The following is a 10,257-nucleotide window of genomic DNA, read 5'->3' as shown; positions in this document are numbered from 1 at the left end:
AGCGAATGTGGAAGAAGCCCAGGCAAGCGAAAGCAAACGTGATTTCGTTCACAAATATTCAATCGCAGCCAAAGAAGCTCGCGAGACGCACTATTGGCTGCGTCTACTGGCCAAGACCGAGGTCATTTCTCCATCTCGGCTTGAACCGCTCACTGCTGAAGCAAATGAACTGATTGCCATATTGACCTCGATCTGCAAGAAGAACCGGTGACGACCTTCACACTTCGAACTTCCCCCTTCAAACTTCCAAGCACGTCCCCAAGGATTTGAACCCTGACTTACTGGTTTGGAATCAGCAGTGCTACCATTACACCAAGGACGTGAATCAAGTGGGACCGCAAGGAATCGAACCTCTCGCCATCCACCACACAATTAAAGGCGGAAGGGTTACAACCTCCCGTGTGGATACGTTCCCAAGTTGTTCAGGCGGAAGCCGTGGGACTCGAACCCACAACGGTTTTACCCGCAGCTGTTTTCAAGACAGTGTCCTCATCCGGCCGGGTGACTTCCTTAGATAGGCTGTAGGCTATAGGTGGTTAGGCTGTAGGTCGGAGCATTTGGATTCTCTTCCTACCGCCTAAAACCCTACGGTCTAAACACCTTTCCAAGCGACGTGAGCGGGAATCGAACCCGCGGACTCCTGGATGAAAACCAGACGATTCTGCCAACAGAATCTACCACGCCGTGATTGGCGACCGACTTTTTCGTCGGCCAAGTACCGCATAGGAGTTTCGATCTCCTTCCTGCTGCCTGAGAAGCAGCCGACCTAGCCAGTAGTCGAATGCGGCTTGATAAAAGCGATGGCAACGGGAGTCGAACCCGCAACGACTTGATAGACAATCAAGTTCCCTTCCCAGAGGGACTTGCCACCGAATCGGTTCAGGGTGACCAACCGGAATTGAACCGGCGACAAACTCATTCACAGTGAGTCTCTGGAAACCAGCACCAGATCTGGCCACAGTCGGGTATCAGTGAGTTGCACACTGTCCATGCGTGGTCCCAAACCACACCGCTTACTCCAAGCTATACCCGAAAAGTCTCAACAAGCGCCGAGGACAGGAATCGAACCTGTGTTTGCCTGCGACCAACGCGTCGTGCGTCGGTGCCCGGAGCTAGGTGCAACGACCAACAGTTGCCGCCTCGGTGTTTGGAAGTTTGAAGAGAGAAGGGCGAAGTTTGAAAGCACGGGTGGCAGGATTCGAACCCGCATACCACTGCTTCAAAGGCAGCTGGCTTACCGTTAGCCAACACCCGAGTGTTGTGCAGTATTTCACTTCTTCAAACTTCTAACTTCACTCTTCAAACTTCCGAAAAGCTCCGGTGGATGGACTCGAACCATCACTCGTCTCCTTAACAGGGAGCCGCCCTACCGATTGGGCCACACCGGAGAATGAGAGTGGGAGCTGGGAGTGAAGGAGTGGAGAACTCGCGTTTCTCACCCACTCCCACCTCCTGCACTCCCCACTCCTCCACTTCAACAGAGCGCCCAGTGGGAGTCGAACCCACACTTCCGCCATGGCAAGGCAGTAGGCTGCCGCTACATCATGGGCGCAAAATTGCATCACAACCAAATTGTCAAAGATCACGGATGCACGAAGCATCCAAGAGCACCGAGTCGGAATCGAACCGACGTCTCCTCGTTACGACGGAGGGATCTTCCCGCTAGACGATCAGTGCTGGAGTAGCGGATTAGCCGCTAGCTGTTTAGCCGATTAGGTTTCTGTTTTGACTTTCCTAACCAGCTAACTCGCTAATCGCTAACCTGCTCTTTAGTGGGACCGGTGAGAATCGAACTCACATGAGTCGGTTTAAGAGACCGATGCATTACCTTGTCTGCCACGATCCCAAAATCAGTTGCGAGTCTTGAGTAGCGAGTCTTGAGTTTTCGTGCTCAGGACTCATCCCTCAGGACTCAAGTCTTTCTTAGTCGGCGTGGCGGGAATTGAACCCGCGCTCTGTCGCCTTATAAGGACGCCGCTCTCACCCCTGAGCTACACGCCGATGCGTAGCAAGTGGGGCCGGAGAGATTCGAACTCTCGCCTACACGACGACCAACGCGTCCTGCGTCGGTGCCCGAAGTCCGTCATGCTGCCAGTTACACCACAACCCCAAAGTAGGCTTTAGGTATTAGGCGTTTAGACTTTAGGCATGACAGCCGGATGCTTCGCATCGTTTCTCTCCTTTCATACTTCACTCTTCACACTTCAAACTTCCGCAGTGGTAGCCCTGGGAATTGAACTCAGCGCAACTCGGTTATCAGCCGTGTTTGGGCAACCAGCCCTCGACTACCATGTTGTTTCCCGCACCCACGCGGTTACCTGACGGCCTCATCGCTGGGGCTTGCGACGGATGAACGCCGCTTCCCAGACAGCCTTTCGTCTATCTCTCTTGCGAGAACCGGCCGCCCGTTCCAGGGCAAACCGATTTAACGTCCGAACGACATCACGGACGATGTATTGGTCAAATTGTCAAAGATCGGTGTGCGCGTACTTTCAGCGCAAGTGGGCTGGGAGGCGCTCGAATCCTCGTCTGCGGTGCTTCAAACCGCCGCTAGACCGTCTCAGCTACCAGCCCGTCGTAGCTTGTTAGCAATTAGCATCTCTGCTGCCTGGCTAGTTGCTAACTCGCTAATGGCTAATCCGCTAACGCACGAAAAAAGGCCCGATGTCTGCGTGACACCGGGCCTTGATGAAAGGCGCTTCAAAAGAAGCAGATGTCACATGCGCAAACGATACGTACTCGGCTGATCATTCAACGGCTGCCCGCCGAAGAGATTGCCTTCGTGTATCTGTTCGAGTCGAATGGGTTGTGATTTCGATAACATGGAACTTTCTGCTCTCGCTTGTCAGGCGGATATTTGTCGTGTTCGAAGAGTAAGAGACACTTCACTCAACTGGGTTCGCAGCGTTTTTCGAATTCCACCCGAAAAGCGTTGCACCGAGTTATTCTGCACAAAAATACGATGCGCAAGATCGCTGGCTTATTTCAAAAGCTTCGGAACTTTTTCGCCCGCCGCCATTGTTTATCGGATGGGACGACAATCTGTTGCGTCGTTTTCCAAACGATTTCAGCGGATTGCACGCGGGTGCGTGCAATCCTGCAGTGATGTGTCGCGACGCCAATGCCGAATACTGGCAATGGCGGCTCGATCGGAGACGCTATTTGAATAGCTTCTTGATGTTGTTTTTCGCTGCCTTTCCTTTGCTCTTCACGCGTTTGCTGGTCGATGAGACCTTCCGTCCGGTTGACCTAACGCGATTGACAGCTTTTGCCGGTTTTCGAAGGTCGACCGAGACCTCGCCGCCGGCTTTCCCGCCGACACCGACTGCACCACCGACGCCATAGTCGAAGTTGACGCGACCGTTCTTGTACTTTGCGTCAACGCCCGCTTCGACGCCAACTCCAGACCATGCTTCGCCGGTCGCTGCGACACCAACAGGACCGACGTCAGTGCCAACGCTGCCCCGCACCCTGGCTCCCGCAAAAGCGTTGCCATTGATTCCGACTCCGTTGTTTGAGACTCCAGCTTGAGCACCTGCTTCCACCCCGACGAACGCCTCCGCTTCGGAATAGGTCCTCACCTTCGTATTCCCAACCCGATCTTCCTGGGAAATTCCGGTATCAGCCGCGTAACCTGCGCGAACGCCTCCTCTCACGCCGGCGAACCATTTCTCGTCTCTTTGCCGGCCAAATTTCATCGCGTTGTCTTTGTCGTTTCCGGCCGAGAAGCCAATATCGAGTTGGCTTTCCTGTCGCAGTCCGGAGTTGACCCATGTCTTGCTCGTGGCACCGTTGCGATGTGTCGTCGTTGAACCGGCGCGTTGCTGGTAGCCCATGCCGGTTGGCGAGGAACGAGATTGCTGTGGAATCCAGTCTCCCCATGGGTTTTGGGCTGATCCAACGGAGACGGTCAAAAGTGCCAGGAAGAGGGCATGCGTTGCAGTTTTCACGTCGTTTCACCTAGAGGAGGAGCGGATTCGCTCTCCAGAGCGTGAAGTGAAACGGAGTGTTACAGCGATTCGCAAAACATTTCGCCAACAGCCAGAGGATGTCTGCGAATTCGCGTTTTGGCGCTCCGAAACGCGACAGAGCCGAGTTCCGCCAGATGCCGCGCAAAGGGTCGCGCCACTATGAAACGCAAACGGTGGTGGTGGTGGTGGTGGTGGTGATGATCTGTTGCGCACGTCCCAGCGAGAGGTGATCGAGGCGGAACCCGCGATGGACGGGGGCACCCCCACGGAAGGCCCCGTTCGGGGCTTGGCGGAAATGGCGGGCATTGCTAAGAATTCGCCGCGTTTGATGCGGCGTGGGGCGTTGTTGACGGGGGCCGGACTCGGCCGATGATGCCCGCGGAAACACGCCGCGCGGCGTGTAAAGAACGCCGACCGCAAGCGGTGCAACGCGAACCGGTGCCGTGGGGGCCGAGATAGTGCTCCTTGCTATCGATGGTAACGACGGCTTGTCCGCTCGCTTTGTGCTTGCAGTACTTTGGCAGACTTCGTCAGTTTGGGCATGCGTTTTGTCTCCGGTGGAAGCCAAAGCCGTATGTACGATTTTGGAACACGGTGGAAACGCCGCACGCTTGACGCTCAAGCGGTAACTGAAAAGGCAGTTTCGGCTATAAGAAAAAGTGAGAAATCGCAACAGTCGGGGCGACACGATTTGAACGTGCGACCTTCTGGTCCCAAACCAGACGCTCTGCCAGGCTGAGCTACGCCCCGAAATGGCGATTGTGGCGGCAAGATAACGGAGATCGACGCCGAGCGAAAGGTTCACTCGGGCACGTTTTTTCCAGGCCCTGAATTTGCCTCAGAAATGACCGTCGTCGGCCGACGGAGAAACCTCTTGCTGCGGGGACTGTCCCCGGCCCTGAATTTGAGGCGGCGCGTGCCCACGGATGGTGTTCCGGTGGCTGGGATCCGTGGGGACGCCTTGCCATCAGTGGGGCGTTTTTTTTCCTGGGGGATTCAGGAATTGAACCTGGGATGGATGGCCCTTGGGAGGACACGATCGGCCAGGTCGGGGGAACGATTGGGACAATCGTTGGGGGAGCAATTGGGACAATGGCTCTACAATGGGCGCTAGCTGACTTGGGCGGGTTCGCCGTTGCCGAGTTGCGCGAGGACTTGCAGGACGCCGTTGAGATGCGCCAAACGCGGGCCGAAACGGTCGACAAACTCGTTGAGCATGAACTCGCTCTCTTCCAATCCCTCTTCGCTGTCGCAGATTTCCTCGGTCAAATTGTCCAAAAACTGCGTCTGCACCCGGCTGAGCGTCTCCGCGGCCGCTCGGCAGGACCGGGCCAACCGGGGGTTGGCTTCCTTCCACTGTTGCAGCTCGTTGGCGCGTTGCTCATTCATCGCATTATTCTGCTGGATCAAACGTTCCAGCAATTGATTCTGTTGCTGCTGGCCGGCGACCAAATGGCGGAGCAGGTCGACCACCACCTGGTCTTTCGATTTTCGAGGCTCGCTGTCGGATTCTGCCGTGACATCGATGCGGAAGACTGGCGAAAGCGGTTCGTGCTCGTATGACGACATGTGCGATAAATCCTTGGGAGCTGCGACTTTGCTTTGCTAGCGGATAGAAAAATCCCGCCGGCGTGTCTCGAATGAACCCCGAGTATAACCCGACAAAAAAGGGCTTGTCGATTAATTGGAAACTGCCCGGAAAAAATCGCCACCGTCGCCAGGAAAAATCGGCAGAAGCGGGTTTTCTTCATTTCCAACAAGTCGTCTCGGCGGCCGCGTGACCGTTAAAGTCAACGCAGGCAGAAAGCCGAAGTCTACCGGTGCGGTGACCACGGATTCGCCCGCGAGCTTTCTCGCGATCGAAACACCGCAAACCTCCCAGTTTCTGTTCGCGGTTTCGGAACGAATGCCTGACAACTTGCCTAAGAAAAACGAAGCGACGATCGGCTACTTCACGGTCGTCAATGACGAACGGACCGGCTGGACCGGCGGTCTGCTGGTCTTGGACCGCGCGGGCCGCCCGCTGGAATTCCAATGCACCCTGCCGGTCCGCCCCACCCGAGCCCACGAAATCCTGTTCGGCCCCACCCTGCGTTCGCATCTGGTCGCACAGGTGATCGGCAAACTTCTCCTCTCCAAGTGCCGCACGCCGCTGTCGCTGATCTGTTGTGACTTGCCGGAAGGACTGAAGGTCGAGTCGTTCACGAAGTCTCCGGTCACACTGGTTCTGGAAGCCACATCGCAAGACCGCCACCCGATTTCCGCCGACTCAATTTCGGGATCGGAAACGGTGAGCATCGCCGGTGCAACCTTTTTGGTCGCGATGGAACGCCACGCCGAACTGGAGGCGATCGCGGACTTCTATAACGACCTGCCCGATGCGGTGGAACCGTTCGAACGGATTCGCGAGGCGGTCAAGGAAGCCCACTCACAACTCTCGCGGCAAAATTCAGAAGCGGCCTGATGAGTTTCTTCTCCACACGACCTCGCGACACGCCCGCCGACGCATCCGAGTTGACCGCCGAAATCGATCCACTCCACTCCTGGGTCACCGAGTCGATGTTTGCCGTCGACACCTGCGAACTGTCGCTGCCAAACATCGAGCCGGTGGCGCTCCCCATCCGGCTGCCGAAACTGACGACACAGGTGCGTGGGTTTCAGTTTCCCGATGCGGCACGCTGGATCCCACCCAAAAGTTCAACGCCCGATCAAGCCGGCGCCGCAACCGAGGCAAAGAAGAAACGCAAGTCGGATCCGAACCGCAAGCACAATCGAATCAAACCGCCGTCGGACATCGTCAAGCTGCAAGACCGCTTGTATTACTTGCTGCAGCCGCCGTTGGATCTGTTGGTCGGCAGCGGGCAGCTGAATTTCCCCTTCGAGCCGTTCCCGTACCAGTTGGACGGGATGGCGTTTCTGTTTCCCCGCTACGCCGGCATCTTGGCCGACGAAATGGGGCTGGGGAAAACGATGCAGGCGATCAGCACGATCCGGTTGCTGTTGTGCAGCGGTGAAGTGCGGAGTGTGCTGTTGGTGTGCCCGAAGCCATTGGTGACGAACTGGCTGCGCGAATTCAGCGTCTGGGCGCCTGAGATCCCGATCGCGGCGATCGAGGGCAGTTCTGCCAAACGCGAGTTCCAATGGCGGTCGCCTCAGGTTCCCGTCAAGGTCGCGAATTATGAATTGCTGATGCGGGATCAATCGATCCTGACCGACGATTCGATGCATTTTGATCTGGTCGTGTTGGACGAAGCCCAGCGGATCAAGAACCGCAGCAGTACCACCAGCACGGTCGTGCGCAGCATCCCGCGGACACGCTCCTGGGCCCTGACGGGGACGCCGGTGGAGAACTGCCCGGATGACCTGGTCGGCATTTTCGAGTTCCTTTCCCCGGGCTATCTAAAACCTGGAATGCCGATGCCCCAAATCGCCAAGCACGCCGGGGACTACATCCTGCGTCGCACCAAAGACATGGTGCTGGACGACATGCCGCCGAAGCTGTATCGCGACGCGGAATTGGATCTGACGCCGGAGCAATGGTCGACCTATGAAGCGGCGGAAAAGGAAGGTGTGCTGTATCTGGAGAACCTGGAACAATCGTTGACGATCCAGCACGTCTTCGAGCTGGTGTTGCGGCTGAAACAGATTTGCAACTTCGATCCGGTCACCGGTAGCAGTGCCAAGCTGGAACGTTTGGTGGCGGACGTGGAAGAAGTCGCCGCGAGCGGTAAGAAGGCAATCGTGTTCAGCCAATGGGTGAAAAGCCTGGACAAGATCCGCGACGCACTGGAGCCGTTCGGGCCGCTGGAGTACCACGGTAAGATTCCGCAAAAGAAACGCAACACGGTGATCGACCGGTTCAAGAATGATCCCGACAGCCACGTCATCTTGATGAGTTACGGTGCCGGCAGCGTCGGGTTGAATTTGCAGTTCTGTGAATACGTGTTCTTGTTCGATCGCTGGTGGAATCCGGCGATCGAGGACCAGGCGATCAACCGGGCGCACCGATTGGGCGCCGCCGGGGCCGTCACGGTGACCAAGATGATGGCGATGAACACGATCGAACAGCGGATCAACGACGTGCTGGATCAGAAGCGCGAGATGTTTGACGCGCTGTTTTCATCGAGTGAAACGCCGACACGAAACGTGGGACTGAGTCGCGAAGAGATCTTCGGGTTGTTCGATTTGCGCGCGCCCTGCGGGAAGAAGGTGGCGTAATGGGGCATGGGGCGTGAATCGGTGAGAGACGCTGCGCACGTTGGTGTTTCGCCTTGAGGCGATTTCCCGACGCTGCGGGGGACATCGATTGTAGAGGTGACGAAATTTGGTCGTAGCGGAAGTCGCCAAGACTTTCGCAAGCCGAGGGCCCTCTCTGGCGTTTGCTTGCCGCGCAAACGCCGTCTCTCCCTGAGGGAGAGAATCTGAGTTAGTTGCCAAAATTGCGCAGTAACACAAACGACGTCCCAAGCAACGAGCGAGCGCGGGTAAAAGCCTGGACACCAGCGCGGGGATTAGGGCCTGACGAGGTGGCCGTCGGCTAGTCGCAATTGTTGATCGGCGCGGGCGGCGACGGCTTCGTCGTGGGTGACGACCACAAGTGTGATCGCTTGGGTGCGGTTGAGGTCTTCCAACAGACTCAGGATCGAATCGCCGGTTTCGCTGTCGAGCGCACCGGTCGGTTCGTCGGCCAGAATCAACTCGGGGGCGTTGGCCAACGCTCGGGCGATCGCCACCCGCTGGGCTTCGCCGCCAGAGAGTTGCGACGGCATGTGGCTCTCGCGCCCCGACAGACCGACTTGATCAAGCAGTGCTTTCGCACGTGCCGACCGCTCGGCGGCCGTGTAGTCGGCTTCGAACATCGGGACTTGCACGTTTTCGGCGGCCGTCAGATTCGGCAGCAGGTAGTAGCTTTGAAACACAAAGCCGACGTTCCGCGAGCGATGGTGATCCAGATCGCTGCGGGCGTCCATCGGCCGCCCGCCATAAATCAGTGCGCCCCGGGTGGGGCGATCGAGGCCGCCGATCAGGTTGAGCAGGGTGGTTTTCCCGCTCCCGCTTTTGCCGACGATTGCGACGTAGTGTCCTGTGCGGATACAAAAGGAGGCGTCGGCCAACGCATCAACGTTTCCTTCGTCGTAGTGCCGGCCAAGGCCTTGCGCTTCGATCAATACGTCGCCGTCGCGGCTTGATTGACCGGTCGATGAATCGGATGCTGGTGAGGGATCGTCCTCCGCTTGCGGTGCGGGAGATTCGAAATGGTTCTGGGGCATCGGGACGTGATCGACGTGGTCAAGAAACAAACTCACACTCTAACGAATGTCGAGATAATGCAGTACAGCCCTCCTCCGCGACGCCGAACAATTGCCCCAGCGGTGGCTGTGGCGGCATTGTATGTGACGCTGTGCTCCGCTGCGTCGGCCAACGACGCGGTGTTTCAAGCCGTTCCCGTCCAGGTCGTCGATCCGGGCACGCGGGTGCGAGATGATCCAGGGCAGGAATCCTGGAATCGGCTAATCCTGGTGGCATCCCCCAAGATCAACAGCGGCGATGTCGATTCGGTTAGCGGAACGATCCGTGACGCGGCAACCAAGTGCTCGCTGACGATCATGGCGGAAGTCGAAAAAACACTCCCCGGCGGGCGGTTCGAATTGAAACAGGTCGGGGTGGGCTACAGCGTCAACGGCCCCGAGGGACGGATCACCGTTTCTTCGGACACCGCGTCGGAACTGAACATTCCACTGGGGTTTATCGCCCGTCAAGTGTTGCGGACCAACGAGCAACAACTGGCCAACGTTTCCTTGATCGGAAAAACCTCCGCGCTGGCCTTGTTCGACGCCTCCTCGGTGATGCTGCGCAAGGGGCAACACCGCAAGTATCTGACGCGGCACCTGGTGTACCTGGATCAAGCCAGCGGTGAGGGCGCGATGGTGACGTGGTTGCTGGTGCCGCCGAGCGACGAAGAACACCCGATGGCGATCATTAATCAACCGATGCGGGTGACGAAATGGAACACCGAGGAAACTCGCAAGATTCACGTCGACGCCGAAGCGTTCAACTTTTTGGGCGTGCCGGGAGAGTTGGCGTTCGCGTTAGAGGATCTGCCGCCTGGCGTCGACGTCGCGTGGACCGAGCGTGCGGCGAAGCTGGCCGGGAAGAAGACGTTTTCTGTGGCGGAGCTTCGTGAGTTGTCCGATGCGTTGCGTGAAGCGATGGAGCGGTGAACGGGAGGCAGAATGACACGGGGCAGAATGATGGGGCAAAACAATGCGGGCAAAACGATAAGAGA

At 57.4% G+C, this 10,257-nt stretch carries 7 protein-coding genes and 13 tRNA genes; 4 read left to right on the top strand and 16 right to left on the bottom strand.

What is annotated here, in order from left to right:
- Nucleotides 1-211: four helix bundle protein (locus H1B37_RS32025; RefSeq protein ID WP_182871358.1), on the top strand; the 211-nt coding region annotated here is incomplete at its 5' end.
- Between the two features lie 40 nt (nucleotides 212-251).
- Here the strand turns inward: H1B37_RS32025 and H1B37_RS32020 are convergent.
- The 15 genes from H1B37_RS32020 to H1B37_RS31950 form a co-directional block, all read right to left on the bottom strand.
- Nucleotides 252-322 (bottom strand) — tRNA-Trp (locus H1B37_RS32020).
- Nucleotides 323-427: 105 nt separating this feature from the next.
- Nucleotides 428-510 (bottom strand) — tRNA-Ser (locus H1B37_RS32015).
- Between the two features lie 99 nt (nucleotides 511-609).
- Nucleotides 610-684 (bottom strand) — tRNA-Glu (locus tag H1B37_RS32010).
- Between the two features lie 114 nt (nucleotides 685-798).
- A tRNA-Asp gene (locus H1B37_RS32005) sits at nucleotides 799-871 on the bottom strand.
- Nucleotides 872-883: 12 nt separating this feature from the next.
- Nucleotides 884-959: transfer RNA gene (locus H1B37_RS32000), tRNA-His, on the bottom strand.
- Nucleotides 960-1,183: 224 nt separating this feature from the next.
- Nucleotides 1,184-1,254: transfer RNA gene (locus tag H1B37_RS31995), tRNA-Gln, on the bottom strand.
- Nucleotides 1,255-1,315: 61 nt separating this feature from the next.
- Nucleotides 1,316-1,388 (bottom strand) — tRNA-Asn (locus H1B37_RS31990).
- A 93-nt stretch (nucleotides 1,389-1,481) separates the two neighbouring features.
- Nucleotides 1,482-1,552, bottom strand: a tRNA-Gly gene (locus tag H1B37_RS31985).
- A 54-nt stretch (nucleotides 1,553-1,606) separates the two neighbouring features.
- Nucleotides 1,607-1,677 (bottom strand) — tRNA-Thr (locus H1B37_RS31980).
- A 96-nt stretch (nucleotides 1,678-1,773) separates the two neighbouring features.
- A tRNA-Lys gene (locus H1B37_RS31975) sits at nucleotides 1,774-1,846 on the bottom strand.
- 81 nt (nucleotides 1,847-1,927) lie between these two features.
- Nucleotides 1,928-2,001 (bottom strand) — tRNA-Ile (locus H1B37_RS31970).
- 501 nt (nucleotides 2,002-2,502) lie between these two features.
- Nucleotides 2,503-2,574 (bottom strand) — tRNA-Phe (locus H1B37_RS31965).
- 584 nt (nucleotides 2,575-3,158) lie between these two features.
- Nucleotides 3,159-3,950 carry a hypothetical protein gene (locus tag H1B37_RS31960; RefSeq protein WP_182871357.1) on the bottom strand — a complete coding sequence of 264 codons (792 nt, stop codon included), beginning with the start codon at nucleotides 3,948-3,950 and terminating at the stop codon, nucleotides 3,159-3,161.
- Between the two features lie 697 nt (nucleotides 3,951-4,647).
- A tRNA-Pro gene (locus H1B37_RS31955) sits at nucleotides 4,648-4,721 on the bottom strand.
- 360 nt (nucleotides 4,722-5,081) lie between these two features.
- Nucleotides 5,082-5,540, bottom strand: coding sequence for a hypothetical protein (locus tag H1B37_RS31950; protein WP_147867374.1), 459 nt, complete (start codon nucleotides 5,538-5,540; stop codon nucleotides 5,082-5,084).
- A 337-nt stretch (nucleotides 5,541-5,877) separates the two neighbouring features.
- Between H1B37_RS31950 and H1B37_RS31945 the strand changes: the two genes are divergently transcribed.
- Together H1B37_RS31945 and H1B37_RS31940 are read left to right on the top strand one after the other, a co-directional pair.
- On the top strand, nucleotides 5,878-6,435 hold the full coding sequence (locus H1B37_RS31945; RefSeq protein WP_182871356.1) for a hypothetical protein: 558 nt from the start codon (nucleotides 5,878-5,880) through the stop codon (nucleotides 6,433-6,435).
- Entirely contained in the window at nucleotides 6,435-8,189 is a 1,755-nt protein-coding gene (locus H1B37_RS31940; RefSeq protein ID WP_182871355.1) for a DEAD/DEAH box helicase, read from the top strand. Before H1B37_RS31945 ends, H1B37_RS31940 begins: the two co-directional genes overlap by 1 nt.
- 293 nt (nucleotides 8,190-8,482) lie before the next feature.
- Here H1B37_RS31940 and H1B37_RS31935 read toward each other — a convergent pair whose 3' ends face one another.
- Nucleotides 8,483-9,241, bottom strand: a complete 759-nt coding sequence (locus H1B37_RS31935) for an ABC transporter ATP-binding protein (protein ID WP_182871354.1) — start codon at nucleotides 9,239-9,241, stop codon at nucleotides 8,483-8,485.
- 102 nt (nucleotides 9,242-9,343) lie between these two features.
- Here H1B37_RS31935 and H1B37_RS31930 point away from each other — a divergent pair, with 102 nt between their 5' ends.
- Nucleotides 9,344-10,192 carry a hypothetical protein gene (locus tag H1B37_RS31930; RefSeq protein WP_182871353.1) on the top strand — a complete coding sequence of 283 codons (849 nt, stop codon included), beginning with the start codon at nucleotides 9,344-9,346 and terminating at the stop codon, nucleotides 10,190-10,192.
- Nucleotides 10,193-10,257 lie beyond the last annotated feature (65 nt).

Origin of the sequence: Stieleria mannarensis, assembly GCF_014154935.1 — a bacterium.
GTDB classification, from domain to species: Bacteria; Planctomycetota; Planctomycetia; order Pirellulales; family Pirellulaceae; genus Stieleria; species Stieleria mannarensis.
This window is presented reverse-complemented; position numbering and strand designations above follow the sequence as displayed.